Genomic DNA, 26,991 nt, shown 5'->3' on the forward strand with positions numbered 1-26,991 from the left:
GGCAGTGCTATGGAAACAAGCCCGGTATTTGGATCCCGCCGGTCAGAGTTTTCATCTGCTCGGCCATGAGCTCCTGGGACTTGCGCCGGGCTTCATTGACGGCCGCAAGAATAAGGTCTTGAAGCATTTCGACCTCCTGAGGATTGACCACCTCAGGATCAATCTTGATCGAAACGATCTCTTGCCTTCCGTTCGCCACCACGGTCACCATCCCACCGCCGGCCGTGGCCTCGACCGTCTTTTTGCCAGCCTCCTCCTGCAACCGGGCCAGCTTCTCCTGAAGGGCTTGGGCCTGTCTCATCATGTCACCGAATTTGGTCATATTTCCCTTTCTTATGCTAAATGTGGATATTGGAAAACGGTCATCTATTTTGGGGCTGCCCAAAATCCTCAAAATGGGAGGCTGCGGGCACCGAGAAGATCGGAGCGTAAAGACCGTACGCGAGGATCTTCGAGAAACCAAGAACAAAGCGGATGGATTTTTTCGGAGGTCGGCTACGATTCTTTAATATCGATCACTTCACCACCGAGAATATTCAGCGCCTCTTTGACCAAAGGATGGGCTAAGGTTTCTTGTTGAATCCGCTTGCGCTGTTGTTGCGCCTGTTGATCTTGCTTGAGCTTCAGTTGTTGTCGCTCATCGGCCGAGCGTTGCTGGCGGACGACCTTCAACTCAACCGGTTTTCCAAAGACCTCTCGAAGCACCGATGCGATGACCAGTTGGTTTTCCTCTTTCTGAATAAAATCGGCAAAGACGGCTGCCCCCTCGTCGTAGCCGATCACTAAAAGATCTTTATCTTCATGAAAGGCCCATTCCTGAACAACCCCCTTCTGCAAATAGGAACCGACGTTTGGCTTTTCCTGAAGAAGGCGCTTCATCGCGGTCCCCCAGAGCTCCAAGGGCAATTCGGACCCGCTGGATGATTCGGATCGGATCTCCATGGCATTTCCACGGACCGGTCCTGTTTGGGGTCGTTGAACGGCGGACATCGATTCCGCATCCGTCGTCTCCGGGGTTTGAACAGGGGGTGGAGAGGCTTTCGGCCCCCATGGCGCACCGGTGGGAATTCGCACGCCCCGCCTTTCGGAGCCGCCTTCGACAAGAGACTGTTCAAGAAAACGGAGCCGTTCCAGTAACGTTTCAAACGATTCGAGAGGCTGAATCTGGGTGGCGCGGATCACGGCCATTTCAAGGATAAAACCGGGATAGACCGTTCCACGAAACGATTCCAGGGCCAAGGAGAAAATCCCAAACAGCCGCTGCAACTCTTCGATGCCGGCGAGGGATGCAAGCTGTCGGATTTCGTCCACTTCTTCCGAAGATAAATCGATCATCTCCTCCGGCTCCGGGGTTGACTTGACCATCACGAAGTGACGGAGATATTCCAGCAACTCCCCCGTAAACTGACGGTAGTCCATCCCACGATCGGCCAACTCTTTGACCCGTCGCAGAGCTTCGGCCGTTTGGCGGCCCAGAATCGCCTTGACCATGGACACAAGCAACTCTCGACCCGCCGCACCGAGAATCACCTGAAGATCTTGATCGCTCACCTCTTGGCCGCCGTAAGCCACGCCCTGGTCCAAAAAGCTCAGCGCATCGCGCAAGCTGCCGTCCGCGGCCTTCGCGATCATTCCCAGTCCCGGCCTCGCAATGCGGATGCCCTCTTCCCGGATGATGCGTTCCAGCTGGGTGACGATTTCCTGGCGCGTGATGCGCTTAAAATGAAAATGCTGACAGCGGGAGAGGATCGTAGAGGGAATTTTGTGATCTTCGGTCGTGGCGAAGATGAAGACGACGTGTGACGGCGGCTCTTCCAGGGTTTTCAATAAAGCGTTGAAGGCCTCCTTCGTCAGCATGTGGACTTCGTCTATAATATAAATCCGGTATTTCCCGGCCATGGGGGCGTATTTGACGACCTCCCGCAACTCGCGCACCTCGTCAATCCCGCGATTGGATGCCCCGTCGATCTCGATGACGTCCGCAGACTGGCCGGCAGTGATGGCCCGGCAGGAAGGACAGACCTGGCAAGGAGCAACCGGCGGTCCTTTGACCGCGATCTCGCAGTTTATGGACTTGGCCAGGATCCGGGCCATGGTGGTTTTACCCACCCCGCGCATCCCGGAAAACATATAAGCATGCGCGATCCGACCCTGTCGAATCGCGTTGATCAGGGTTCGGGCGACATGGGTCTGTCCCACGACCTCTTCAAAGGTCTGTGGTCGCCATTTTCGGGCCGAGACTTGGTATTCCATACGTGACAACCGCTTTCGAGCCAAACTTTAAAGGCCAGGCGACCTGCGGCACCCAGAAGTATTTGCTTACCGTTGCTTCCTTCCGGACCTGGCGGGGTTTGCAAGCTTCCGTCGCACAGGGCCCGGCCTTTTTAAAACGATTTACGATTTTCTATTTACCATTCACCACGTTTTCCTCTTAACCCCGTAAATCGCAAATGGTCAATGGGAAATACTTTCGCTTTGGGAAAGTATTGGCGGAGAGGGAGGGATTCGAACCCTCGAGGAAGCTTGTGACCCCCTACACGCTTTCCAGGCGTGCCAGTTCAGCCGCTCCTGCACCTCTCCATGTTTTAGAATGTAGTAGGATTTGCCATGGACGATTCCCCACCGGAAACGCAACTTGCAACCATCCTAGATTGAGAGCAAATCCCCTTCCAGAAAATTGTTGGCGGAGAGGGAGGGATTTGAACCCCCGGTGGAGTTTCCCCCACAACTGCTTTCGAGGCAGTCGCCTTCAGCCGGGCTCGGCCACCTCTCCGTAAAAATTGCTCTGCAAATTTTACAGAGCATTCGAACAATGGCGCAACAGAAATTAGAACCGGATAATATTAGTGTGAGAATGCGGTCTATTTCTCTATTGCTCCATTTTCTTCTCTGCGATTTTCAAAAAACTCCTTCAGCACCGACCCGCATTCCCGGCCCATCACCCCGCCCAAAACCTCCATCCGATGATTCAGTCTCGGGTCGCGCACAAGATCAAACACGGAACCGCAGGCGCCGGCCTTGGGATCATCGGCACCAAAGACCAGACGGTCTATACGGGCCAGCACCAGTGCACCGGCGCACATGGCGCAGGGCTCAAGCGTCGCGTACAAAGTCGTCCCCGTCAATCGCCAGCGGCCGAGTTTTCGAGCTGCCTCGCGAACTGCCAAGATCTCGGCGTGGGCTGCTGGATCTTGAAGCCCCTCCCGCAGGTTGTGAGCCCGCGAAATGATTTCTCCATTATATACTACAACCGCACCGATGGGAATTTCGCCATCCTCCACCGCCCGCCGCGCTTCCTCCAAAGCTAAAGCCATAAATTTATCGTCTATAGGGATCATTTCAGAAAATAGATCATTGGAACATTAGACCGCTTTGCTAGCCTTCTTCATTGTTCCAATGTCGAATGCTCCAATGCTCTGAATTTTTGCTTCGCAATAATTCATGCGCCCGGAGGGATTTGAACCCCCGGCCTTCTGATTCGTAGTCAGACGCTCTATCCAGCTGAGCTACGGGCGCAGGTCTTCACAACTGAGTCGTAGGGATGAAGGGCCGTTCGTCCCTACGATGCGGCCACACTGTCGCGCAACGTGATCGAATACCGCTCGTGTTGAAACGGGTGTACCGCCGGAAAGAGCTGGAACAGCCAACCGTTAAAAATCTCTTTGCCGTTGTCCAATATTCTAACGTGAACGGCGGGGTTTTTTAACTCGCTCGAGGCCGTTGTAAACGTCGCCCCATCGATTGTAAGATCCGGCAGGAACTCCTCCGCCTGGACCACCAGGGAAGAGGACGGGATGGCCAATTTTCCTCCCAGCTTAACGACATACTCCTCCGAACGGTTCTCCTTTTTATCCTCCACCATGAGCTTGACGGCCGTCCATTTTCCCTTCAATGACTCCGGAATCACGGCAGGCGCAGCGCCCGAAATGGGCGGAACGTCCGCCGGCATGGTTTGCTGAGGAGGCGCGGAGGGTGAGGCCTGGGGTTGAGGAGGAAGCGTTCCTTTCTTTTGACAACCCGCCATCAGAATTACGGTCATCAACAGTCCAACGACAGACCTCCGAGCTTGTATCATCCGGTCTCCGTTCACCTTCAAAATCATTCGAGCGTATTCTAAGGAAAACACGATCGGATTGCAATTAAAAAAGCTGCTCACTTTAGGGGACCGGCCATCGCCGGCCTTGACGTCGACACCGGAACCTGTTAATATAACATCAACCCCAAGTTCGCTTGGGGATTTTTGTTCCCCTGCATCGTTGACATTCTAATGAACCGAAAGGATTGACGACGACATGACCGTTATTGCACGACGCACCGATCTTCGAAACATCGCAATCATCGCACACGTGGACCATGGAAAGACGACTCTCGTGGACCGAATGCTCCAGCAGGGCGGGGCCTTCCGGGCTCACGAAACGGTGGGCGAGCGGGTCATGGACTCCAACGCCCTGGAGCAGGAGCGCGGGATCACGATCCTGGCGAAGAACACCGCGATCCGCTACAAAGACTTCAAGATCAACATCGTCGACACACCCGGCCACGCCGACTTCTCGGGCGAGGTGGAGCGGATTCTGAACATGGTCGACGGCGTCCTGCTCGTTGTGGACGCGTTCGAGGGCCCCATGCCGCAGACCCGGTTCGTGCTGCGCAAGGCTTTGGAACTCGACCTTCAACCCATCGTTGTGATCAACAAAATCGATCGGGCCGACGCCCGTCCGGTCGAGGTCTTAAATCTCGTCTTTGATCTCTTCATGGAGCTCAACGCCACGGATGAGCAGATGGATTTCCCGGTTGTGTATGCCTCGGCCAAGACCGGCGTGGCGAAACACGCGTTGGAAGACCCCGACACGAACCTCATCCCCCTGTTCGAAACAATCCTGTCCAAGATTCCCTCCCCCCCGGCGGATGAAGCCGCACCGCTCCAACTCCAGATCACGATGCTGGACTACGACAACTACATCGGCCGGATCGCCCTCGGCCGGATCGTCCGGGGAAGAATCCGGCTCAATGAGATCGTGGCGCGGGTTCGTCCGGACGGACATGTCGAAACGGGAAAGATCAGCCGACTGATGGGGTTTGAGGGATTAAAACGGGTCGAGATCCATGAAGCGCGCAGCGGCGACATCGTGGCCGTGGCCGGGCTGGAGGACATTCAGATCGGCGACACGGTGGCGGATATAGAAAAGCCGGAGCCGCTTCCGCCGCTGGCGATCGGCGAGCCGACCATCTCGATGCTCTTCATGGTCAACGCCTCCCCCTTCGTCGGTCGAGAGGGAAAATTCGTCACCTCCCGGAATCTCCGGGAGCGGCTGTTCAATGAACTCCGGTCGAACGTCGCGTTGCGCGTCGAGGAGACCGACAGCACCGACGCCTTCCGGGTCTCCGGCCGCGGCGAACTGCATCTGTCCATCCTGATCGAGAACATGCGTCGCGAGGGCTACGAGTTGGCCGTCTCCAGGCCGGAGGTGATCTTCAAAGAGGTCAACGGCCGGCGTCTGGAGCCGATCGAACAGGTGTACATCGATATCGAGGAATCGTACGTCGGAATTGTAATGGAGCGGCTTGGGCCGCGACGGGCGGAGTTGAAAAACATGGTCAACCACGGCAACGGCTGGGTCCATCTCCTCTTCGAAATTCCGGCCCGCGGGCTGTTCGGCTATCGCGGCGAGTTTTTAACCGACACGAAAGGTACCGGCATCTTAAACCAGATGTTTTTGAACTACCAGCCCCACCGGGGCGAGATCCCTTCGCGGAACCGCGGCGTACTGATCTCGATGGAAGAGGGCGAGGCGGTTCCCTACACGATGCACAATATTCAGGAACGCGGAACGCTTTTCATCAAGCCGGGCGATAAACTGTACGAAGGCATGATCGTGGGCGAGAATTCGCGCGAGGGCGATATCGTGGTGAATCTTTGCAAGAAGAAACACCTGACGAACATCCGCTCCACCAGCGCCGAAGAGGCGGTCACCCTAACGCCGCCCCGTCTCCTGACGCTCGAACAGGCGATCGAGTTCATCGCGGACGATGAACTGGTCGAGGTCACGCCGTCCACCATCCGTCTCCGTAAAAAACTCCTGTCCGAGCACGACCGCAAACGGGCGCGGAACAAAACGGAGTAGAGGCGAACGTCCGTTCGCCCGAAGAAACCGACCGATCAGTCCCGGCCCGACACCGCGATGCGGTTCTTCCCCTGTCGCTTGGCCGTGAAGAGCGCCGCGTCCGCGGAGGTCACCAGCGCGTCCACGGCATGACCGTCCCAGGGAAACGTCGCCAGGCCGGCCGAAAGGGTGATCCGAACGGTTTTGCTTTTAAACGAAAACCGGTGGTCCGCGACGACGGCCCGTAACTGTTCCAGATGAGCAAGGACCTTGTCTGATTCAAGCTCCGAAATGCAGGCGATAAACTCGTCTCCGCCGTAGCGTCCGACGTCGCCGAGTCGACCCAGATGCTGGTGCAAAATCGCCCCGACGCTTTTGATCAGGAAACTGCCCGCCAGATGGCCGTGTCTTTCGTTGACTCCCTTGAGGCCGTCCAGATCCATCATCAGAATGGCGACTCTCGATTGGCTGCGCTGCGCCTGCGCCAGCCGCCGTTCCAGTCGCTCATAAAAAGAATGGAGCGAAAGCAGGCCGGTCAGATCGTCCAGTTGGATTCGCCGTTGAATCTCCTGTTGGTAACGATGATCGGTTTCATCGTGAAAAGTGAATTTGAGCACCGTGTTGCCGATTTGAATCTTGTCCCCGTCCTGCAGAAAGGCTCTTGAAATCCGCTCGCCGTTGATGAACGTCCCGTTGGTGGAATGCAGATCGACGATGATGTAATACACTGCGTCGCCTTCCTCCGCCCTCTGCCGATAGACTTGGGCGTGCCGGCGGGAAACCAAGGAATCCATCAGCGGGATTTGAGCCTCCACGTCCCGTCCGAGGGTCCGCCCCTTCTCGTCGAAGTGAAAAACCTTTCCGAGATCGCTTCCCGCCATGACGATCAGCGCGGGCGTGTCACGGCCGGACCGGACGCGGGGATGTTGAAGACTTTTTTGGTTGACGATCCGAGTTTGATCCTGTCTATCCATAAATTTTCGGCGATCCCGCGGAAAGCCCCCCCTTCATCGTTATCGGCTGTCAGAATAGCCGTTCTCGGGCGGCCCCGTCAAGCCAAAGGAGAACCGGTTCATGAACCGCCCTTCTCGTGCAACAGCAGCAGGTAAAGGTCATTCACATTCGTTCCCGTGGGTCCGGTTCGGATCAAGCCGCCCGCCTTTTTAAAGAAATGATACGAATCGTTCCGAGCCAGAAAGCGATCCGGATCGAGTCCCCGGCGCGCGGCCAGCCGCAGCGTCGTGTCGTCCACCACCGCCCCGGCCGCATCGGTGGGACCGTCCGTTCCATCCGTGCCGAAGGCCGCCAGCGTCGTGGCGTATACTCCCGCAATCTCCTTGACGGCCGCCAGCGCCATCTCCTGGCATCGGCCGCCCTTCCCGCGACCCGTCACGGTCACCGTCAACTCTCCGCCCGCGAGCAGACAGGCCGGGCGGGTCACCGGCATTCCGGTTTCGCTCACTTGGCGCGCGAGCGCTCCAAACAGTTTGGCGGCTTCACGGGCTTCCCCTTGCAGCTGGGTTGTCAAGACGGCCACATTCATCCCCAACGCGCGGGCCTGCGCTGAAGCCGCCCCAACCGCCGTACGATTATCCCCGATCACAACGTTTCTGACCCTTTGAAATAGCGGATCACCGGGCTTCGGTGTTTCCGGGCGCGAACCCCGGCGACCGGCCTCAAGATATCGTTTGACCGCGCGCGGCGCGCCCGGCCATAGACGGTATTTCCTTAAGACCGTGATCGCGTCGTCGAATCGAGTGGAGTCCGGCGCCGTCGGTCCGGAACCGATCGCCTCCAGCGGGCTCCCGATCACATCCGATAAAATGAGCGACACCACGCGCGCCGGACGGCACCGCGCGGCCAGTTGTCCCCCTTTGAGTCGTGAAAGATGTTTCCGGACGGTGTTTAATTCCTCAATCGTCGCCCCGGCGCGCAGCAGTTCATCGGTAATCCTGCGTTTGTCCTGAAGCGTTACGCCCTCGACCGGAAACGGCAGCAGGGCCGAGGCGCCCCCGGAAAGAAGGAACAGCACCAGATCGTCCGGGTCCAGACCGGTCACAAGATCAACCATCCGTGCGGCCGCGGCGCGGCCGGCACGGTCGGGGATCGGATGACCGGCCCCGCAAATTCGAACCCGTTTCAGTGTTTTGAATCGCCGGCCCTTCGTAACCACAAAACCGCATGTAATCCGCGAACCGATAACCGACTCGACGGCCGCGGCCATAGCTGGGGCGGCTTTTCCGGCCCCGATCACGATCAATCGGCGGATCCGGTCGACCGCATAAACAAATTCTTCGGGCCGGTTATCTCTCTGATCGGTTACAACGAGGCGGGACCGCTCAAGCCTCAGCGAACGGTCAACCGCCGCGGCTGGATCGGCGGCGCGGAGTGCGGCTTGAAGAAGGAGCCGGACATCGCCCTGCATCAGTGGGGGACGCGTTCCCAATCGGAAAGGAATTTCTTCAAACCCACGTCGGTCAGCGGATGTTTGACCAATTGCTGGATCACGGAAAAGGGCATCGTGGCCACATGGGCGCCGGCCAACGCGGCCTCGACCACGTGTATCGGATGGCGGATGCTCGCGGCCAGGATCTCGGTCTTGTAACCGTAATTGTCATAAATCGTCTTGATCTGCCGGATGATCTCCATTCCGGATTGGCTGACGTCGTCAAGCCTTCCGATGAACGGACTCATGAAGGTCGCACCGGCCTTGGCCGTCAGCAGCGCCTGCGAGGGTGAAAAAACCAGGGTCATGTTGACGCGGATGCCTTCGCCCGTCAACCGCTTGCAGGCCTTGAGTCCCTCCAGGATCGTCGGAAGCTTGACCACGATATTTTTGTGGATCTTGGCCAGCTCGCGCCCTTCCTTGAGCATTCCGTCCATATCGACGCTGACCACCTCGGCGCTGATCGGCCCGTTGACGATCCGGCAGATCTCTTCCAAAATCGCGCGGAAGGGACGGCCCTCCTTGGACACCAGCGACGGATTCGTCGTCACACCGTCCAGGACTCCCATGTCGGCGGCTTCCTGAATCTCCTTGACGTTGGCGGTATCCAGAAAAAATTTCATGTCACCCTCCTTTTTGCAAAAAAACATCCATGCATTCCTGACTGCAGAAATAGTGCGTTTGCCCGCTCACGTTCTTTTCAAGGGCCCGGCTCTTCGGAACGTACGTGTCGCAGACCGGATCCTTCACCATTTCTCCCCCCGATGCTTCCTTCCGTTTTCGGCGCCGGACCGACAAATAGGAGACGCCGATCAATAGTTTCGCCACCACGTAGAGCCCGAACAAGAGAATCAGAATGACCAGAGGCCGCACGGCGCACCCTACGACTTCTTGATCTCATCCATCTGCTTTCGGACCTCAGCGGCCTTCGGATAATTCGGATGGGTCTTCAACAACGTTTCCCAGGCATTGATCGCGCCGGGCTTGTCCTGTTTATCCTTCCAAAGAATCAGGCCGACGTTATAGAGCGCCGCCTCATGATCGGGAACTTGTGAGAGCACGGACTTCAGTTCACGCAAGGCCGAGTCCACATCCTTGACATTGTAATAGCTCGTGGCCAGGTCCGTCCGAACCCCTGCATTCGTCGGGTCGATGTCCAGATACCGCTTATAATAGTCCTTGGCCTGATCAAACCGATTGATATCGTAATTGGCGTTGCCCAGGAAGAGAAGCGCCTCTTTGTCCTTGGGATTTTTTTCCAGACGCCGTTTGTACTCCATCACCACCGACATGAAATGCGCCCCTTGCTCCATCAACGGGTCGCGTCTCGATGGAGAGGGCGTCCCCGCCGCTTGTGTCGGTAGAGAAGAGACTCGTTGTTGAGACGGCGCCGCGGAGAGCGGTACGACGGCGGGGTCGGTTGAAGAAAATTTCGAACCGCACCCCGCCAGTCCGCCGATCACCACCGGCAGGACCAGCACGCCCAAAAATGTTTGAAGACGACCCACGATTTACTCCGTTTTAGATCACGGCCATCTTATCCGATGCCCCCGGCACTGTCAAGCCGGATGGGCCCAGACATTGACAGAGACGGTTCGCCCCTGTAGGCTAGGCCGACGATGACCCGCCGTTCCGGAATGATCCTGATGCTTCTGGCCGCAACCTGCATCGGCGTCCAGGCCTACTTCGTCAAGCGCGCTTCCGAATATACCGGCGCGGCCGAGATCGCCTTTTTGCGGTTTCTGACCAGTTATCTGATCATTCAAACCGCGACCACGGCCGGCTGGATCGAGATCCGTCTGGTCAATCGGCGCCTGGTTCTGGCCCGCGGTATCTTGGGCGGCATCGGCAACCTCCTCTATTTCTACGCCATCGCCGCAACGCGCTTAAGCAACGCCATGGTTCTGCTCTACTCCTATCCCATCTTCGCCAGTCTCTATGCCCAATGGTTGCAGGGGGGCGCTCCGGCGCTTCGGATCGTGATCCCCCTGTTCGCCTCATTCGCCGGAGTCTATCTGATCGTGGACCCGTCGTTCCATCGCTTGGTCTGGGGCGATCTGCTGGGCCTCGCATCCGGAATGACGGTCGGCGGCGCGATTGTCTCGCTGAAAGAGTCGCGGAAGACCGACTCGGCCTGGACGATCTTTCACTACTTCAACATCGCCGGGATGGTCCTGAGTCTTCCGCTCGTGATCGGCCACTGGACCCTTCCCCCGGCCGAAAGCTTGGGACCGCTCGCCGGCGTCGTCGTCTTCTCGATTCTGGGACAAATCGGGATGACGGAGGCTTTCCGGTACACCACCACGGCCGAAGGAAGCGTCCTTTCGATGTTCGGCGCGGTCGTGGGCAGCGTCTTGGGGATCTGGCTCCTTTCCGAGCCGGCCCGGCCCGGCTTTCTGATTGGCGCGCTGCTCGTGGTCTTTAGCGGAATCTATCTGACCCTTCGGGGTTCGGACGAATCGTAGAAGCCCGGCACGCCGACCTCTTACGAATCGTTGGCGTTCAACCGCTGAAGCACCGCCTCGGCCCGTTTGCGCGTCATGCCCGAAACGGTCAGGAGATCTTCAACGGACGCCCGCCGAATGGCATCCAGGCTGCCGAATTTTTTGAGCAGGGCCTTCTTTCGGGCCTCGCCGATTCCTTCCACCTCATCCAACACCGATAGGATTAGTTCCCGTCCGCGGAGTTTTCGGTGGTAGGTGATCGCGAAACGGTGCGCCTCGTCGCGGATGCGCTGGAGGAGATGCGTCGCGGGCGAGGCCGGCTCCAGAACGATCGGTTCGGAAGCTTCCGGGAGATAAACCCGTTCAAACTTGTCTCCCTTTTCCTTGGCCAGCCCGATCACATCCCGGTCGGTGATTCCGACGATCCGCATCGCCTCCAAGGCCGCCGAGAGCTGGCCCTTGCCTCCGTCGATCACCATGAGATCCGGCAACGGCTCTTCCCGCGTCAGCGCCCAGGAATACCAACGGATCAGGACTTCCTTCATCATCCCGAAATCGTTCGCGCCCTGGATCGTCCGGATTTTGAATTTTCGGTAGGCCGACTTCTTGGGCCGGTTATCCTCCCAGACCACGCGCGATCCGACCGCCTGATCGCCCATGATGTTGGAGATATCGAAGGCCTCAATCCTCCGGGGAAGCCGTTGGAGCCCCAAGATCCGCTGGAGCTCCTGGGACGCCGCCGCGCCGGCCCGACGGACCCGAAAATGGTCTTCGAGCGAGACGCGGGCGTTTTCCTGTGCCAGCGCGACCAACTGCCCCGCCTTTCCCCGTTGCGGCACGGTCAAATGGACCGTCGCCCCGCGTTTGTCCGACAACCATCGTTCCAGCAAGCCGGCCCCGGCCGGGGAGACCGCCGAAACGACGACCGGCGGAACCAACCCTTCCTTATCGTAAAACTGCTGGATAAACGCGCTGTAGAGGTCTTCTTCCGACGCATCGCTCACGCCGCTCATGAAGAAATCTTTCCGCCCGACCATCATTCCACCGCGGATGAACAGCACTTGAAAATCAAGCGCGTCTCCGCCGCGGGCCGTGGCGATGACGTCCAGATCGGCGAAATCGGTCGTTGTGATCCGTTGCCGTTCCAGCGTCCGTTCGATGTGGGCCACCTGATCGCGTAACCGGGCCGCCTCCTCAAAATTCAGGCGGGCCGCCTCGACCTCCATCCGACCCCTCAACATCTTCAGCAGTTCGTTATCTTTTCCTTCCAGAAACAGCCTGACCTGTCCCATCATCTCCCGGTAGTCCTCGCGGCTCTGATGACCGGTGCAGGGAGCGAGGCAACGCTTGATCTCAAACTCGATGCAGGCCCGTTCGGCCGTGCCGTCGATCACAATGTTGCAATTGGGAAGCGGGAAGAGCCTTCGGAGAAGCCGCAGCGTGTCGCGAAGCGCATGCGTCGGAACGTAGGGCCCGTAATAGAGCGCTCCGTCCGGTTTGACCCGACGGACGATTTCAAGCCTCGGGTAATCGTCCTGAAGCGGCAGTCGCAGATAGGGGTAGTTCTTGTCGTCCCGAAGAACGACGTTGTATCGCGGACGATGCTTCTTGATCAGGTTATTCTCAAGAATGAGCGCCTCGAGTTCGGAGGCCGTGACTAGGCATTCCAGGTCCCGAACCTGGGAAACCAGGTGCTGAATGCGGGGCGAGAGCTGGGCGCCCTCTTGAAAATAGGATCGGACGCGGTCCGAAAGCGCCTTCGCCTTTCCGATATAGAGAATCGCCCCCCCGCGGCCTTTCATCAGATAAACGCCGGGCTGAGACGGCAGATGGTCCAGTTTTTGTTGCAGATCCATAAATCAAATTATAGTCCTCCGCCGCGCCTCAAATCAATTCCGTCGACCCCCTTGCCAGAACCCAGCGCATCTGTTATAGAATAGATGCCCAGCGAGCAAGGCGAGCGAGAGGGGGAGGCTCCATCCGGCTAGGCCGGTGGAGGGGGCGACGCGAGCCCCTACAATAGAAGCCACGGAGAGTTGTATGATTAAAAAACTGCTGCACACCCGGATGCGGGTCAACAACATGGAGGAGACCCTCCATTTTTATCGGGACATTCTGAAACTCGAGGTGGTGGAACGACACCTGTCCCCGCGAGGGTCCGAGCTGGCGTTTCTTAAATCGCCGAATAGCGACGAGCTGATCGAGATCTGCTCGTTTCCGGCCAGCGGGAAGGTCCAAGTACAGGAGGATCTCATCCACTTGGCCTTTGAGGTGGACGATCTCGATCAGACCATCGCTTATCTCAAAGACAAAGGAATCCCGATTACGGACGGTCCGACCGTCACCTCATCCGGAAGCCGCTTCTGTTTTATTGACGCCCCGGACCGATACGAGATCGAATTGATCGAGAAAATCAAAAAGAAAAATAAGCCGGTGCGGATCGGGGCGCCTTAACAAGGTCGGATTGATTTTATTGATGGACTCCAGTATGATGGTTGACCTCTTAGGGTAAACCGGCGCTCTGTCCTGCTCTCCCTATTTGACGCCCCGGGGAAATTTTAGATCACAGAGGAGTAGACGACGATGTTCTCGGGTTCGATGGTCGCGATTGTCACCCCGTTCAAAAAAGGGAAACTGGATGAGAAGGCCCTGGCCGATCTTATCGAGGTCCAGATCGCCGGGGGCACATCCGGAATCGTGCCGTGCGGTACAACGGGGGAATCGGCGACGATCAGTCATGAAGAACACAATCGCATTATCGAGCTGACGGTAAAGATCGTCCACGGACGTGTCCCGGTTATCGCCGGAACCGGCTCGAACAGCACCGAAGAGGCCATCGCACTGACGCGCCACGCCAAGAAAGTCGGCGCGGACGCGGCCCTGTTGATCTGTCCCTATTACAACAAACCGCCCCAGGAAGGTCTCTACCGACATTTCAAGACCGTGGCCAAGGCGGTGAACCTGCCGTTGATGCCGTACAATATTCCGGGACGGACGGGTGTCAACATGCTTCCGGACACCGTGGCCCGGCTGGTGGACCCGAAAACCGGCGAGAGGAACATCGTCGCGATCAAAGAATCTTCGGGGTCGTTGCAGCAAATTAGCGAGGTGATCCGGCTGTGCGGCGATCGACTGGCCGTTCTTTCCGGGGACGACGCCCTGACGCTGCCCATCATGGCTCTCGGCGGACGCGGCGTGATCTCGGTCGCGGCCAACCTTATTCCCAGAGACTGCGCCGAAATGGCCAAGGCGGCTCTCAAGGGCGATTGGGACAAGGCGCGACGGCTGCATTTCGGAATGGCTTCCTTAGTCGAGGCCATGTTCATCGAGACGAACCCGATCCCGGTCAAGACGGCCCTTGGGTGGATGGGTCGATGTTCGGACGAGGTCCGTCTTCCGCTTTGCCCTATGTCCGAGGCCAATCAGGCCGTGCTGAAGAAGACGATGAAAGATTACGGACTGACCCGTTAGAGCGACGAACCCGAAAGACCAGAAACCATGATTAAAGCCATTGTAGTGGGCGCCTCCGGCAAAATGGGCCGCAGGATTATCAGCCTAATGCAGGACAAGGCCACCGGTCTGATGTTGTCCGCAGCCGTCGAAAAGAAGGAACTTCCTGCGGTCGGCCGCGACGCGGGCGATGTAGCAGGCTGCGGGTTCCTGGGAATTCCCATCGTGCCTGCGATCGGCCAGGCCCTGCCGAAGGGCGATGTCGTCATTGATTTTACCGAACCGTCCGGCACCCTCGGAATCCTGCCGGAAGTAGCCGAAGCCAAGAAGCCGATCGTGATCGGCACAACCGGTTTTTCAAAAAACGAGACCGATCGGATCCGCAACTTTGCACAGCAGATCCCCTGCGTCCTGTCGCCGAACATGAGCGTGGGCGTTAATTTGGTCTTCAAGATCCTGGCCGACACGGCCCGCGTGACCGGCGACGATTACGACGTCGAGATCGTCGAGGTGCATCATCGTTTCAAAAAGGACGCCCCCAGCGGCACGGCCCTAAAAATGGCCCAGGTCGTCGCCCGGGCGTTGAACCGGGATCTGGACGAGGTGGGTGTTTTTGCAAGAAAAGGGGTGATCGGGGAACGGAAGAAAAAAGAGATCGGCATCCAGTCGTTGCGCGCCGGCGATGTAGTGGGAGAGCACACCGTGATCTTCGCCGGCCCGGGCGAACGGATCGAGATCATCCATCGCGCTCACAACCGCGATAATTTCGCGCGCGGCGCCCTTCTGGCCGCCCGGTGGATTGCCGGCCAAGCGCCGGGTTTATACGACATGCAAGATGTTTTGGGACTCAAATAATTCGTGAAATTCGTCCGCTTCCGACAGGATAACCGGATCGCGTACGGCCTCGTCGAGGGTGAAAACATCCGAACGATCGACGGAGATCCCTTTTCGGGGCACACGCCGACCGACGAGGTCGTTTCGCTGGGATCGGTCCGTCTTCTCGCCCCCTGCGAGCCTTCCAAGATCGTGGCGGTCGGCGTCAACTATCTGGACCACGCCGCCGAGTTCAAAAAAGAGCTTCCCAAAGAACCGTTGCTGTTTTTAAAACCGTCGACGTCCGTTCGAGACCCGCAGGAACCGATTCTTCTACCCTCGAGATCGCGCCGCGTGGATTATGAAGCCGAACTGGCCGTGGTGATCCGTAAACGCGCCGCCCACATCGCTCCGGAAGAAGCTCCGGAATTCATTTTGGGCTACACCTGCATCAACGATGTGACGGCCCGGGATCTTCAAAAAGAAGACGGTCAATGGACCCGCGCAAAAGGATTTGACACCTTCGCGCCCCTCGGACCCTGGATCGTGACCGATATCAGCCCGGACAACCTGAAAATCGAAAGCTATCTCAACGGCGAGCGACGCCAATCGGCCAGCACGGCCCAGCTCATTTTCAAGGTGCCGGCCCTCGTGAGTTTCATCTCGGAGGTGATGACCCTGCTGCCCGGCGACGTCATCGCCACGGGCACGCCGGCCGGCGTCGGTCCCATGAGATCCGGCGATACGATCGAGGTCGTCATCGACGGTATCGGCCGGCTCATAAACCCGGTTCAATAACGATCGGAAAGGAGCGTTTCTTCCTCTATGCCGAAACCCAAGCTTGCGGATCGAATCAAAAACCTCCCGCCCTATCTCTTTGCGGCGGTCGATCAACTCAAACAGAGGGCGCTGGCCAAGGGAGTGGACCTGATCAACCTCGGAATCGGCGACCCGGACCTCCCCACCCCGGCGACGATCATTCGGCGACTTCAACGGGCCGCCGAGGATCCCAAGAACCACCAGTATCCGTCTTACGAGGGTTTGCTGACCTTTCGCCAGGCGGCCGCCGACTGGTATATGAGGCGGTTCGGCGTCCGACTCGATCCGAAAACCGAAGTCCTCACCCTGATCGGATCGAAGGAGGGCATCGGCCATGTTCCGTTGGCTTTCATCAATCCCGGGGACGTGGCCCTCATCCCCGATCCCGGCTACCCGGTCTACCACGCCGGGACCCTCTTCGCCGGAGGGCAATCGCACTTCATGCCGCTCAAAAAAGGAAATCATTTCCTGCCGGAATTCGAGCGCATTCCCAAAGCGGTCCTGAAAAAGGCGCGGCTGCTGTTCATCAATTATCCGAACAATCCGACTTCGGCGACGGCCGGGAAGGAATTTTTCAAAGAAGCGATCCGGTTTGCCCGTCGGCACAAGCTGATCGTCTGCCACGACAACGCGTATTCCGAGGTTTACTTCGACGGCGAGCGGCCGATGAGTTTCCTGGAGCTGGAGGGGGCCAAGGAAGTGGGAATCGAGTTTCATTCCTTATCGAAAACCTTCAATATGACCGGATGGCGGATCGGCTTCGCGGTAGGGAATCCCCAAATCCTGGCCGCGCTGGGCCGGGTCAAGAGCAACCTCGACTCCGGAGTCTTCCAGGCCGTCCAGGAGGCCGGGATCGAGGCCCTGAACCTGAGGGAGTCGGCCACGGAGGAAATCCGGAAGATCTATCAGGAACGACGGGACACGCTGGTCTCGGGCCTGTTGGGCCTCGGCCTGTCGGTCGATCCGCCCAAGGCCACGTTTTACGTCTGGGTCGGCGTTCCGAAGGGCTTCACCGCGATGAAATTCACGATGCACCTTCTGGACCGGGCCGGAATCGTCACCACCCCCGGATCGGGTTTCGGTAAATCCGGCCAGGGATATATACGGATGGCGTTGACCGTTCCCAACGAACGACTCATGGAAGCGGTCGGCCGCATGGAGCGGTTGTTGTCATGACGGAACCCGTGATCGCCTATATCGGCATCGGCTCCAACATGGGCGACCGTCAAGCCTACTGTCAAGAGGCGGTCCGTCTCATTTCCCGTTTTCCTAAAACCTCGCTCACCGCGGTTTCATCCTTGTATGAGACCGCTCCACTGGAGCGGACAAACCAGGACTGGTTCATTAATTGCGTCATGGCCATCCGAACGACCCTCTCTCCGCGAGACCTGCTTCAGGCCTGCCAGGAGGTGGAGCAGTTCCTCGGCCGAAAGCGGACCGTTCGCTTCGGACCGCGGACCATCGATCTGGACATTCTTTTTTACGGCAACAGGACCTTTCAGGAATCCGGTCTGACGATCCCGCACCCCCGAGCGCATCAACGGCGCTTCGTCTTGGTGCCGCTGGCCGAGATCGCGCCGGAGCTGGAGCATCCGTCTCTTCATAAGACCGCGGTGGAGCTTCTGCAAGGGATCAAGGACAGTCAAGAGGTCCGCCGATGGGCGCCGTTTTCGCTTGAACAGAAGGCCGGATAACCATGGCCAAGGGTCCCAAATATCTCGTCATCGAAGGACCGATCGGGGTCGGGAAAACCAGTCTGGCCAAACTCCTGGCCCGCGAACTGGGCGGACGGCTCGTCCTGGAGCGCGCGGAAGACAATCCGTTTCTGAATGAATTTTACAAAGACCCCAAGCGCCTCGCGTTCCAGACCCAAATCTTCTTTCTCCTCTCGCGTTACCGCCAACTCCAGGAATTGTCCCAGATGGATCTGTTCGATCGGGCGACGATCACCGATTATTTTTTCCCGAAAGACCGAATCTTCGCCTCGATCAATCTGGAGGCCAGCGAACGGGCCCTCTACGACCAGCTCTATTTTCTTCTGAATCCTTCGATCCCGACCCCGGACCTGGTTGTCTACCTCCAGGCCGGCCCTGAGGTCTTGATGGACCGCGTCCGTCACCGCGGCCTGGACTATGAAAAACCACTGACCCTCGACTACCTCGAGGCCCTGAACCAGGCCTACAATGAGTTTTTTTTCAACTATACCGACTCCCCGCTTCTCGTCGTCCAGACCTCCGAGATCGATTTTGTGAACCGACGCGCCGATCTCGACGATCTTCTTCACCAGATCAAACAGATGAAAAAAGGCATTCAGTACTACGTGCCGAAAAAGTAAATCCAAACCTCGCACCCGTTCGGACTCATGATGAAGATGGTTAAGAGCATCCGCCAAATGCGGAAGTGGGCCGAAGGACAACGGCGGCGCGGGGCGACGATCGGTTTCGTTCCGACCATGGGGGCGCTGCACGAAGGACATCTGTCCCTGATGCGGACGGCGCGAAAACGCTGCGATGCGGTCGTTGTGAGCATTTTCGTCAACCCCGCCCAGTTCGGGCCGAACGAAGATTACACCCGGTACCCCAGAGACCCCCGAGGGGATTCCGCCCTCTGCCGAAGCGAGAAGGTTGACGTCCTTTTTATGCCGACGGCCGGGGCCATTTATCCCGAAGGCCACAAAACCCAGATCCTCGTGGGACGGATCGGCGAGGTCTTGGAGGGCACCTTCCGACCGGGCCACTTCTCCGGGGTCGCGACGGTGGTCGACAAGCTTTTCCAGATCGTCCATCCGGATGTCGCTTTCTTCGGACAGAAAGACTATCAGCAGACCGTCGTGATCAAACAGATGGCGCGGGATTTGAATCTTCCGGTGAAGATCGTCGTTTGTCCGACCGTGCGCGAGCCGGACGGCCTTGCGATGAGCTCCCGCAACCGATATCTCTCGGCCGTGGAACGCAACGCTTCCCGGGCCCTGTTTAAAGCGTTAAAAAAGGGCAGGGAACGGATTCAGCAGGGCGAGCGCGAAGCGGCCGCGGTCCGGGACGCGATGGTCGCGTCGATCCAAGAACAACCGCTGGCCCGGATCGACTACGCGGCGATTGCGGATCCCGTCACGCTGAGAGAGGTTGCCCGGATTGAAGGACCGGTCGTTTTACTGCTGGCCGTCTGGATCGGCGGGACCCGCCTGATTGATAATCTGCGGGTCAGGTCCTGATCATGGGATAACTCAATCGGCCGAAGCGAAACCGCGTCGCAGCGTGTTTTCGCTCACGACCTTCGGCATCATGAATTGAAGCAGATAATCCGGCCCGCCCGCCTTGGATCCCACCCCCGAAAGGCGATATCCTCCGAACGGTTGACGGCCGACCAGAGCCCCTGTGATTTCCCGATTGATATAGAGATTGCCCGCGGTCATCTCCCGCCCCACGCGCTCGATCGCGGCCGGGCTGCGCGAGTACAGTCCGCCGGTCAGGGCGTAGTCCGTGGCATTGGCGATCCGGATCGCCTCGTCCAGGTTCTTTGCGCGCAGGACGACCACGATCGGTCCGAACAGTTCTTCCTGCGCGATCCGGCATTCCGGCGAAAGATCCGCGATCACGGCGGGTCCGACGTAGAAACCTTCCGGGGGAACGTCCGTGACGTGAAGGATCAGCCGTCCTTCCTTGGCGCCGTCCTCGACCGCCGTTCGAAGCCGCCGTTGCGCCGCGGCCTCGATGACCGGACCCAGTTCGGTGGCCGGATCGTCCGGCGGACCGATGCGGAGTGATTTCAGGGCCCCGGCAAGCCGATGAAGAAATACGTCATAGACCGATTCCAAAACGATCACGCGCGAACAGGCCGAGCATTTCTGGCCTTGATATCCGACCGCGGAATGCACCACCCCCGGTACGGCGAGATCGAGATCGGCCGTTTCGTCGACAATGATCGCGTTCTTTCCTCCCATCTCGGCCACAACCCGTTTCACATGGCGCTGGCCGGAGGACAGCCGGGCCGCCCGCTCGATGATCTCAAGCCCCACCTTTCGGGAACCGGTAAAGGTGATGAAACCGACCGCGGGATGACGAACGAGATGGTCCCCCACGATCTCACCCCGTCCGGGCAGATACGCCAAGAGCCCGTCCGGAAGACCGGCCTCCGAAAACGCCCGGACCAGGTGATATCCCATGACGGGAGACAGCTCCGAGGGCTTGAACAAAACGGCGTTGCCGGCCGCCAGGGCGGCCGAGACCATGCCGGCCGGAATCGCCAGCGGGAAGTTCCAGGGCGCAATGACAACGCCGATCCCGATCGGAACATAGGAGTAGAGATTCCGCTCTCCGGGATAATTCCCGAGCCGTCGTGGAAGCCCCAGACGCTCGATCTCATCGGCATAGTAGCCAAGGAAATCGATCGCCTCGGTCACGTCCCGATCGGCTTCCCGCCACGTCTTGCCGACCTCGAACACCTCCCAGGCCGAAAGCTCCGTCCGGCGGTTCCGCAGACTCTCGGCGGCCCGCCGCAAAACCCCGGCCCGCTCGCCGGCCGGTCGTTGGGCCCATTCCATTGCCGCGGCTTCGGCCGCGGCGACCGCCCGGTCGGCTTCCCTCGTCCCGGCCGATGCGGATCTTCCCACCACTTCGGACGGCCGCGCCGGATTGACCGATGCCATCCAGTCGTCGGTCCGAACCGGTTCGCCGCCGATTAAAAGCGGATAGTCCCGCCCAAGCTGTGTACGCACGGACGCGATCGCCTCGGAGAACGCGGAACGGACCTGGCCGACCCGGAAGTCCAGCGGCGGCTCGTTTTGAAATCCCCCGATCTCCGGCTCACGGACGGGCGCGGCGTCCGGTGCGGCCAGCATGGATGCGTGTGATTTTTCTTCGACGAAATAGCTCCGAAGAAAAGATTCGTTCGCCGTGTTCTCGAGCAGGCGGCGGACCAAATAGGCCATTCCGGTGATCAACTCCCCTACGGGCGTATAGATCCGGACCCGGAAACCCATCCCCGTCAGCGCCTCCTGGAGCGGACCGCCCATCCCGAACAGCATCTGGATCTCGTAGTCCCGATCCGGAATCTCACGGCCGCGGCCCGCCGCGACGACATAAGCGAGGCTCCGGATGTTGTGCGTAGCGAACGCGGCGCGGACGGTGTCGGACGATGAGAGCAATCGGTTCGCGAGACGTTCGTAGTTGGCATCCGTTTCGCCTTTGGCAAGATAGACCGGCGCCGGCCAGCCGTTTTGTCGGTGGACCACCGTCTCATAGTCCCAGTACGCGCCGCGGACGAGGCGGACGGTAACCCCTCGGCGATGCTGCGAAGCCCAAGCCAGGATCCGTTCAAGATCCTCGGCCGAATCACGCAGATAGGCCTGGACCACGATCCCCGCGTCCCGGTATCCCGTAAGCTCCGGACGGTTCATCGCACGCAAGAAAGTCTCCAGGATAAGATTTTTGAAAGCGTAATGTTCCATGTCAAGGTGAATGTGCACACCCAACTCGCGAGCCCGCACCAGCAAGCGAACAAGACGTCCCGTTAGGATTGAAAGGCTCCCTTCCCAGTCCAGGGGGTCCATTTGAGAATAGAGGGATGAAAGCTTGGCGGCGAGGCTGGCACGTGGAATCGGGCCGAAACGGTCAACGGACGCGGCCGGTTCCGAATCGTCGGTCACAAGGCGGGAGAGCCGTTCGATCGCGTTCAAGTAGAGACGAAGATACGTCTCGGACTCTTCCTCACTGACCGCCACCTCCCCCAGCATCGAGACCGACCAGGCGGCACCCGATCGTTCCATCTTTCTCAGTTCAGTACGGGCCGCTTCAAGATCGCGGCCGGCGATAAAAGATCGGGCGATGATCTCGACATTGGAATGGATCGCCGCCGCGGCCAGCGGAACGGTGGGCGAACCCGGAATCAAGGTCTTCATTCCCCAGGAAAGAAGCGGGGGAGTACCGATCTCGGGACGATCGAAATACTCCCGGAAGATGCGGACGACATCCCCGGAGGATTTCAGGTTGGGCAGCACATCGATAAATCGGAAGAAGGCCACTTTGAACGCTTCGTTCTCCATACACCAACGGAGAACCCGGCCCTGCCACCATTCCTTCTCAAAAAGCGTATGACGCCCCCGTTGCATGCGGGTCAGAATTTCCCGCCCGATTCGCTGGGTTTCGCGTTCGATTTCGGATGCGTCCATAGATTCATTATAGCCGATTTGAGACGACTGGCTCTATCGCCTCGCGAGGAGTCGGGAAAAAGGTTCATCCTTTGAAAAACAGGGAAGCGTGCCGCGCAACGCGATCAGGCCGGCTTCGCCTTGGGAAAACCGGGGGGCGGGACATCGCCGACGGGATTCCGGCAGTAGGGACAGATAATCCATTCCGGCTGAAGGGGTTTGCCGCAGGCATGACAGTGATGAGTAACCAGGTGGGCGCAGTACGGGCAAACCTGAAAGTCGATGTGAATGGACTGTCCGCATTTCGTGCAGAAGGTTTGAAGGTCCTCCCGGACCTCAATCACCCGCAGCAGTTCCTCGATCGTCGTGACGCCCTCTTTGACTTTGTTCAGACCGTCCTCGCCCAACGATGTCATCTTCGAAGCCAGGGCCGTGGACCGGATGTCCTGTTCGGCCGCATCGGCCACGACCAGTTCTCGTATCCGCGGGGTCATTTCCAACACCTCATACAGTCCGGTCCGTCCCTGATAACCGATGTAATTGCAGTAGGTGCAACCCTTGCCGTAGTAGAAAGATACGTTCTTCACCGAATCCAGCGGGATCTTCAAGCTCACCAGACTCTCGAGGGGAGGAGAAATAACCGTTTTACACCGGGGGCAGACGCTTCGCACCAAACGCTGCGCGATCACGCCCATCACCAGCGAGCCCACCAGATAGCGCGGAACGCCGAGGTCGATCAATCGCGTAATCGTGGAAGGCGCATCGTTAGTATGAACCGTCGAAAGCACGAGGTGTCCGGTCATCGCCGCCCGGAAGGCGATCTCGGCCGTTTCCAAATCCCGGATCTCGCCGATCAGAATCACATTCGGATCCTGCCGGAGGATCGACCGGAGACAGTGGGCAAAAGTAAGGCCGATGTCCGCGTTGATCTGAACCTGGTTGACGTTCTCCAGATTATACTCGATGGGATCCTCCACGGTCACAATGTTCGTCACTTCATCCCGCATGGCATGGATCATGGAGTACAACGTCGTCGTCTTCCCGCTTCCGGTCGGGCCGGTGACCAGAATGATCCCTTGCTTACGCCGCATCAACGAGCGAACCAGCGACAAATTCTGGGACGATACCCCCAACGTATCCAGCGAAACCACCAGCCGTCCCTGATCCAATACGCGGATGACCATCTTTTCCCCGTACTGGGTCGGGAGGGTGGAAAGCCGGAGGTCGATTTCCCGGTTGTCCGACTTCACGCGCACCGAACCGTCCTGAGGTAACCGCCGCTCGGCGATATCCAGCCGGCCTAAAATTTTCATTCGAGAGATCAGCGCTCCATGGATCCACTTCGGCAACCGAAGGTCTTCCTTGAGCAAACCGTCGATCCGATACCGTACACGGAAGTCGCGCGAGGCGGGTTCGATGTGGATATCGCTGGCCCGCTGACGAATAGCCTTGGTCATAATCAAATTGGCCAGGCGGATCACCGGCGCGAGCCGGCTTCGTTCTTCCAGAGATTGAGCATCCGTCACCGCGTGGCTGATTTCCGGAATGATCTGCAAAACGGATTCATCGTACTGCTGGGCCGTTTCCTGAACGATGCTGGCGACCGAAGTGTTCAAGTTATAATACCGCTCGATCGCCTCCAGGATATCTTTCCGCGTTGCGATGGCCGGCTGGACCCGGAACCCGCTGGCAAAACCGATGTCCCGCAGGCATTCATAGTCAAGGGGATCGACCACCGCCACGGTCAACGTCTTATTTTCTAATGAAACGGGGATGGCGCACTGCTTCTTGGCCAGAGTTTCCGGAATCGCCATGACCACGTCGGGCTCCAGCGCGGTCTCGCTGAGGTTCATGAAGGAATAGCCTAATTGGGTGGAAAGTGTCTGCGCCAGCGCATCCTCCGAAATGATGCGCAGCGTTATGAGCGTCTCCCCCAGTTTCTTCCCCAACCGCTTCTGCTCGGCCAAGGCCCGCTGGAGTTGATCATGGGTGATCAGGCCGGCGTTGAACAGAAAATCACCCAGCCGCTTTTTGTTTTTGTACTCCGCGCCTTGATTCTGGGGTTCGTTCTCGGCCATGGACCGCCTTTATGCAAATACCCAAGATTATTTGACTATAGAAAACGACCCGGTTTTTGTCAAGACGGACCGGACCAGTAAGCATGGAAGATTTTTGCGAAATTTGACGCTTCGGCGGTTGTCATTCCTCGTCCCCACGACACCGGCTGAAGAACGCCGTCCTGAAACGTTATAACTTTTCTACGATTCCCGTCCATCTCAATCATGACCGCTCCGTCACGATCGGTACGATAAACTTTCGTCTTCAGCGCGCGGTAAGCGGACAACGTCTCGACGGAGGGATGTCGATAAGGATTATTTTCACCGACGGAAATCACCGCGATGTCCGGCGTCAGTTCGGCCAAAAAGTCGGGATCGATCGAGGTGCGGCTGCCGTGGTGCGGAACCTTGAGGACCGTGGCTTTCAGGAGCGTTCCCCAACGCAGGAGCTCTCGCTCCGCCGGCCGTTCAATGTCTCCGGTAAACAGGATCGCCTCCCGGCCGTACTCGAGGCGGATGACAAGGGATTGATCGTTCTCGGGCCCGTTTGAATCGGCGATTTTGGGGTGGAGCGGCACGACCCGCACGGGACCCTGAAGCAACGGGGACCCATCGCCCGTAATCCGCCGTTCCGGAATCGCTCTGGCCTGTACAATTTCACGAAAACGGTCATAAAAGACCGCATCTTTTTCCAACCCGTTGGTCCAGAGCTCACCAATTCGAAATTTTCTTGCCATGTAGGCTAACCCGCCCATGTGATCCAGTTGAGGATGGCTTGCGACCAGACGATCGATCCGCCAGTGACCGGTATTCCACAGATAAGGCGCAACGGCCAATCGTCCAAGATCATAATTCCCGTACCGGCCGCCGCCGTCGATCAGCATGGTCTTCCCGTCCGGCATTTCAATCCAGGCCGCATCCCCCTGCCCGACATCGAGAAAGGTCACGCGCAGCCGCCCATCCGAATGAAATTCCAGCAACCTCACGATCCAGACCGTCGTGATCAAAACGCATAAACCGGTCGCGGTCCACCTCCAGGCGCGATTCGCCCGACAGACAAGCACGACGACACCGGCGAGGTAGATCACGACCAGAACCAAGACGGGAGGTGACGGAACATGCACCTCGGACGCCGGGAACCGGGCAAACCATTGGACCATAGAATAAAGTAGGTCCGCCAATGCCTCATTCAACCCGGATAAGGGCAACGTCGTTCGGTCAAAAAGGATCGCCCCAACCGAACAGGCCAAGCCCAGCGGAACGGTCACCATTCCGACAAAGGGGACCACGATCAAATTTGAAAAGAAACCAACCCAGCTGACCTGATTAAAATAGAACGCCGTCAACGGCAATGTGGCCGACTCGGCCACGAGCGTCATCCAAAGATAGACTTGAATCATCTTAAGCCACCGCCCCATCCAGGACGTCTCCCTACCCGGTTCCCGCGCCGCTTCGTCGCCGACTTCACGAAACGGGATTTCGTCCGCGGCGGCCAACACCATTGCCAGAACCGCGATGTAAGAAAGTTGAAAAGAGATCGAGAAGATCGCCTGGGGATCCCACAAAACGCTAAGCAGGGCCGCCACGGCCAATGCGTTCAACGGATCGTCCGCCCGTTGAAACCAAACGGCCGCGAGATAGATGAGGATCATGATGAGGGAACGAACCGTTGCAACCTGGGCGCCGGCGAGCAGCGCATAGAAAACGACCGGGAAAAACGTGATCAGGACGCTGAGACGGGTGACGGTCAAGCGCCGGCTGGACGATAATAGCCACCGGGCGGGCATTCGCGTTAGGATTCGGCCGGACAGACGAAACACAACCATCGCCACCAAGGCCAGATGGGAACCTGAAATCGAGAGGAGATGGGTCGTGCCAGAAATCATGAAGGCCTCGCGGATCTCGGGATTAAGAGATCCGGTTTCACCGATCAGCATCGCCTGTAGAATGGACGACGCGACCGGAGAAAGAGATCCGTCCAAAACGTTCCGGATCCGCTCCCTCCATGCATAGATCCGGCGCAACGGCACAAATCCGCCGCTGGCCAACCGCGTGATCTGCTCGGACCGATGAATCCCGGCCGAAGCCCGGATCCCTTCCCGTTGCAGATAGGCTGAATAGTCAAACGTCCCTGGATTGCGCAGTCCCGAAATCGGACGAAGCCGGAGTTCGGCCGAAACCCGGTCACCGTACTGAAAATCCGGGACAAAATCTCGAACGGTGAGCCGTACTATTCCGCTGGCCGGATATGTGCTGCCTCTTTGGATCACCGAACGGGCCTTGAGAAAAAGAAGGGTGCTCTCCGGCCCATGCTGAAGAGGCTCTTCGATCACGCCGATGAGCGTTACCGGGTCTCGGCCGGCGAATCGGCTCAGATCACGGGCGGGATCGACCCGCTCGGCGATTTGGATTCGAGCCGCCCCCAAAAAAACCATGGCGGCAGCCAGCACAAATGGAATGACCTTCCCGTGCCGGCCATCGAATACATAACCCAATCCCAAGGCAACGGCTGTACAACCGGTCGCGGTCAACGGGTAAAAGGTCAAGGCCTCACCGAGCACAAGGCCGATCAAATAGCAGATGACGATTCCCACCAAGGGTCTTGGCATTGGACCGCTTCCTCTCACGGCAACGGAAGAGCAAGGATTATGCCAATGACTTTACAGCGGGACCGTGCATGGTGTTGCGCACGACACGGTTATCATTAGATGAGGAA

General features: G+C 58.4%; 23 protein-coding genes, 3 tRNA genes and 1 other RNA gene. 10 read left to right on the plus strand and 17 right to left on the minus strand.

Going from position 1 to position 26,991, the window contains the following annotated elements; all coding sequences use genetic code 11:
- Positions 1–7 precede the first annotated feature (7 nt).
- The 8 genes from VLY20_08405 to VLY20_08440 form a co-directional block, all read right to left on the minus strand.
- Positions 8–322: a YbaB/EbfC family nucleoid-associated protein gene (locus VLY20_08405; protein HUK56664.1), complete on the minus strand. Its 315-nt coding sequence runs from the start codon at positions 320–322 to the stop codon at positions 8–10.
- Between the two features lie 173 nt (positions 323–495).
- Positions 496–2,253 (minus strand): DNA polymerase III subunit gamma/tau, encoded by a 1,758-nt coding sequence (dnaX, locus tag VLY20_08410; protein HUK56665.1) that lies wholly within the window; start codon positions 2,251–2,253, stop codon positions 496–498.
- A 29-nt stretch (positions 2,254–2,282) separates the two neighbouring features.
- An RNA gene (gene ffs, locus VLY20_08415) (signal recognition particle sRNA small type) lies at positions 2,283–2,381 on the minus strand.
- 106 nt (positions 2,382–2,487) lie between these two features.
- Positions 2,488–2,580, minus strand: a tRNA-Ser gene (locus VLY20_08420).
- Positions 2,581–2,681: 101 nt separating this feature from the next.
- Positions 2,682–2,773: transfer RNA gene (locus VLY20_08425), tRNA-Ser, on the minus strand.
- Positions 2,774–2,861: 88 nt separating this feature from the next.
- Positions 2,862–3,314: a tRNA adenosine(34) deaminase TadA gene (tadA, locus tag VLY20_08430; GenBank protein HUK56666.1), complete on the minus strand. Its 453-nt coding sequence runs from the start codon at positions 3,312–3,314 to the stop codon at positions 2,862–2,864.
- Positions 3,315–3,442: 128 nt separating this feature from the next.
- A tRNA-Arg gene (locus tag VLY20_08435) sits at positions 3,443–3,516 on the minus strand.
- A 43-nt stretch (positions 3,517–3,559) separates the two neighbouring features.
- The gene (locus VLY20_08440) at positions 3,560–4,039 is read right to left on the minus strand and encodes a DUF2155 domain-containing protein (GenBank protein HUK56667.1); all 480 of its coding nucleotides are present in this window, start codon (positions 4,037–4,039) and stop codon (positions 3,560–3,562) included.
- 253 nt (positions 4,040–4,292) lie between these two features.
- Here VLY20_08440 and typA point away from each other — a divergent pair, with 253 nt between their 5' ends.
- The gene (gene typA, locus VLY20_08445) at positions 4,293–6,122 is read left to right on the plus strand and encodes a translational GTPase TypA (protein HUK56668.1); all 1,830 of its coding nucleotides are present in this window, start codon (positions 4,293–4,295) and stop codon (positions 6,120–6,122) included.
- Between the two features lie 35 nt (positions 6,123–6,157).
- On the opposite strand, the gene VLY20_08450 is transcribed toward typA, so the two are convergent.
- The 5 genes from VLY20_08450 to VLY20_08470 form a co-directional block, all read right to left on the minus strand.
- Positions 6,158–7,075, minus strand: a complete 918-nt coding sequence (locus tag VLY20_08450) for a GGDEF domain-containing protein (GenBank protein HUK56669.1) — start codon at positions 7,073–7,075, stop codon at positions 6,158–6,160.
- Between the two features lie 98 nt (positions 7,076–7,173).
- A complete protein-coding gene (locus tag VLY20_08455) occupies positions 7,174–8,526 on the minus strand; it encodes a glycerate kinase (protein HUK56670.1) in 1,353 nt (450 codons plus the stop codon).
- Positions 8,526–9,170 carry a fructose-6-phosphate aldolase gene (fsa, locus tag VLY20_08460; protein HUK56671.1) on the minus strand — a complete coding sequence of 215 codons (645 nt, stop codon included), beginning with the start codon at positions 9,168–9,170 and terminating at the stop codon, positions 8,526–8,528. Before fsa ends, VLY20_08455 begins: the two co-directional genes overlap by 1 nt.
- Before the next feature lies 1 nt (position 9,171).
- Positions 9,172–9,420: a YHS domain-containing protein gene (locus tag VLY20_08465; protein ID HUK56672.1), complete on the minus strand. Its 249-nt coding sequence runs from the start codon at positions 9,418–9,420 to the stop codon at positions 9,172–9,174.
- A gap of 8 nt (positions 9,421–9,428) precedes the next feature.
- Positions 9,429–10,055, minus strand: coding sequence for a tetratricopeptide repeat protein (locus tag VLY20_08470; protein HUK56673.1), 627 nt, complete (start codon positions 10,053–10,055; stop codon positions 9,429–9,431).
- Between the two features lie 111 nt (positions 10,056–10,166).
- Here VLY20_08470 and VLY20_08475 point away from each other — a divergent pair, with 111 nt between their 5' ends.
- Entirely contained in the window at positions 10,167–11,012 is an 846-nt protein-coding gene (locus tag VLY20_08475; protein HUK56674.1) for a DMT family transporter, read from the plus strand.
- Between the two features lie 20 nt (positions 11,013–11,032).
- Here VLY20_08475 and uvrC read toward each other — a convergent pair whose 3' ends face one another.
- Entirely contained in the window at positions 11,033–12,847 is a 1,815-nt protein-coding gene (gene uvrC, locus VLY20_08480; protein HUK56675.1) for an excinuclease ABC subunit UvrC, read from the minus strand.
- Positions 12,848–13,031: 184 nt separating this feature from the next.
- Between uvrC and VLY20_08485 the strand changes: the two genes are divergently transcribed.
- The 8 genes from VLY20_08485 to panC all read left to right on the plus strand — a co-directional run bounded on the left by VLY20_08485 (position 13,032) and on the right by panC (position 19,284).
- Entirely contained in the window at positions 13,032–13,445 is a 414-nt protein-coding gene (locus VLY20_08485) for a VOC family protein (protein ID HUK56676.1), read from the plus strand.
- Between the two features lie 129 nt (positions 13,446–13,574).
- The gene (gene dapA, locus VLY20_08490) at positions 13,575–14,462 is read left to right on the plus strand and encodes a 4-hydroxy-tetrahydrodipicolinate synthase (protein ID HUK56677.1); all 888 of its coding nucleotides are present in this window, start codon (positions 13,575–13,577) and stop codon (positions 14,460–14,462) included.
- Positions 14,463–14,489: 27 nt separating this feature from the next.
- A complete protein-coding gene (dapB, locus tag VLY20_08495) occupies positions 14,490–15,296 on the plus strand; it encodes a 4-hydroxy-tetrahydrodipicolinate reductase (GenBank protein ID HUK56678.1) in 807 nt (268 codons plus the stop codon).
- A gap of 3 nt (positions 15,297–15,299) precedes the next feature.
- Positions 15,300–16,052: a fumarylacetoacetate hydrolase family protein gene (locus tag VLY20_08500; protein HUK56679.1), complete on the plus strand. Its 753-nt coding sequence runs from the start codon at positions 15,300–15,302 to the stop codon at positions 16,050–16,052.
- A gap of 27 nt (positions 16,053–16,079) precedes the next feature.
- Positions 16,080–17,249, plus strand: a complete 1,170-nt coding sequence (locus tag VLY20_08505; protein ID HUK56680.1) for an LL-diaminopimelate aminotransferase — start codon at positions 16,080–16,082, stop codon at positions 17,247–17,249.
- The gene (folK, locus tag VLY20_08510) at positions 17,246–17,767 is read left to right on the plus strand and encodes a 2-amino-4-hydroxy-6-hydroxymethyldihydropteridine diphosphokinase (protein ID HUK56681.1); all 522 of its coding nucleotides are present in this window, start codon (positions 17,246–17,248) and stop codon (positions 17,765–17,767) included. The genes VLY20_08505 and folK overlap by 4 nt, the downstream gene beginning before the upstream one ends.
- 2 nt (positions 17,768–17,769) lie before the next feature.
- Entirely contained in the window at positions 17,770–18,408 is a 639-nt protein-coding gene (locus VLY20_08515; protein HUK56682.1) for a deoxynucleoside kinase, read from the plus strand.
- Positions 18,409–18,444: 36 nt separating this feature from the next.
- Entirely contained in the window at positions 18,445–19,284 is an 840-nt protein-coding gene (gene panC / locus VLY20_08520) for a pantoate--beta-alanine ligase (GenBank protein ID HUK56683.1), read from the plus strand.
- Positions 19,285–19,296: 12 nt separating this feature from the next.
- On the opposite strand, the gene pruA is transcribed toward panC, so the two are convergent.
- The 3 genes from pruA to VLY20_08535 form a co-directional block, all read right to left on the minus strand.
- Positions 19,297–22,239: an L-glutamate gamma-semialdehyde dehydrogenase gene (gene pruA, locus VLY20_08525; GenBank protein ID HUK56684.1), complete on the minus strand. Its 2,943-nt coding sequence runs from the start codon at positions 22,237–22,239 to the stop codon at positions 19,297–19,299.
- A gap of 104 nt (positions 22,240–22,343) precedes the next feature.
- On the minus strand, positions 22,344–24,296 hold the full coding sequence (locus VLY20_08530; protein HUK56685.1) for an ATPase, T2SS/T4P/T4SS family: 1,953 nt from the start codon (positions 24,294–24,296) through the stop codon (positions 22,344–22,346).
- 59 nt (positions 24,297–24,355) lie between these two features.
- A complete protein-coding gene (locus VLY20_08535) occupies positions 24,356–26,884 on the minus strand; it encodes a DNA internalization-related competence protein ComEC/Rec2 (GenBank protein ID HUK56686.1) in 2,529 nt (842 codons plus the stop codon).
- Positions 26,885–26,991 lie beyond the last annotated feature (107 nt).

The sequence above is a fragment of the Nitrospiria bacterium genome (genome assembly GCA_035517655.1).
GTDB lineage: Bacteria > Nitrospirota > Nitrospiria > JACQBZ01 > JACQBZ01 > JACQBZ01.

Coding starts and splice junctions, on each gene's coding strand:
- VLY20_08515 (HUK56682.1), top strand. CDS start 17,770: ATGGCCAAGGGTCCCAAATATCTCGTCATCGAAGGACCGATCGGGGTC.
- uvrC (HUK56675.1), bottom strand. CDS start 12,847: ATGGATCTGCAACAAAAACTGGACCATCTGCCGTCTCAGCCCGGCGTT.
- dnaX (HUK56665.1), bottom strand. CDS start 2,253: ATGGAATACCAAGTCTCGGCCCGAAAATGGCGACCACAGACCTTTGAA.
- VLY20_08450 (HUK56669.1), bottom strand. CDS start 7,075: ATGGATAGACAGGATCAAACTCGGATCGTCAACCAAAAAAGTCTTCAA.
- VLY20_08530 (HUK56685.1), bottom strand. CDS start 24,296: ATGGCCGAGAACGAACCCCAGAATCAAGGCGCGGAGTACAAAAACAAA.
- VLY20_08485 (HUK56676.1), top strand. CDS start 13,032: ATGATTAAAAAACTGCTGCACACCCGGATGCGGGTCAACAACATGGAG.
- fsa (HUK56671.1), bottom strand. CDS start 9,170: ATGAAATTTTTTCTGGATACCGCCAACGTCAAGGAGATTCAGGAAGCC.
- typA (HUK56668.1), top strand. CDS start 4,293: ATGACCGTTATTGCACGACGCACCGATCTTCGAAACATCGCAATCATC.
- pruA (HUK56684.1), bottom strand. CDS start 22,239: ATGGACGCATCCGAAATCGAACGCGAAACCCAGCGAATCGGGCGGGAA.
- VLY20_08440 (HUK56667.1), bottom strand. CDS start 4,039: ATGACCGTAATTCTGATGGCGGGTTGTCAAAAGAAAGGAACGCTTCCT.
- VLY20_08405 (HUK56664.1), bottom strand. CDS start 322: ATGACCAAATTCGGTGACATGATGAGACAGGCCCAAGCCCTTCAGGAG.
- VLY20_08535 (HUK56686.1), bottom strand. CDS start 26,884: ATGCCAAGACCCTTGGTGGGAATCGTCATCTGCTATTTGATCGGCCTT.
- VLY20_08475 (HUK56674.1), top strand. CDS start 10,167: ATGACCCGCCGTTCCGGAATGATCCTGATGCTTCTGGCCGCAACCTGC.
- VLY20_08455 (HUK56670.1), bottom strand. CDS start 8,526: ATGCAGGGCGATGTCCGGCTCCTTCTTCAAGCCGCACTCCGCGCCGCC.
- panC (HUK56683.1), top strand. CDS start 18,445: ATGGTTAAGAGCATCCGCCAAATGCGGAAGTGGGCCGAAGGACAACGG.
- VLY20_08505 (HUK56680.1), top strand. CDS start 16,080: ATGCCGAAACCCAAGCTTGCGGATCGAATCAAAAACCTCCCGCCCTAT.
- dapA (HUK56677.1), top strand. CDS start 13,575: ATGTTCTCGGGTTCGATGGTCGCGATTGTCACCCCGTTCAAAAAAGGG.
- tadA (HUK56666.1), bottom strand. CDS start 3,314: ATGGCTTTAGCTTTGGAGGAAGCGCGGCGGGCGGTGGAGGATGGCGAA.
- folK (HUK56681.1), top strand. CDS start 17,246: ATGACGGAACCCGTGATCGCCTATATCGGCATCGGCTCCAACATGGGC.
- dapB (HUK56678.1), top strand. CDS start 14,490: ATGATTAAAGCCATTGTAGTGGGCGCCTCCGGCAAAATGGGCCGCAGG.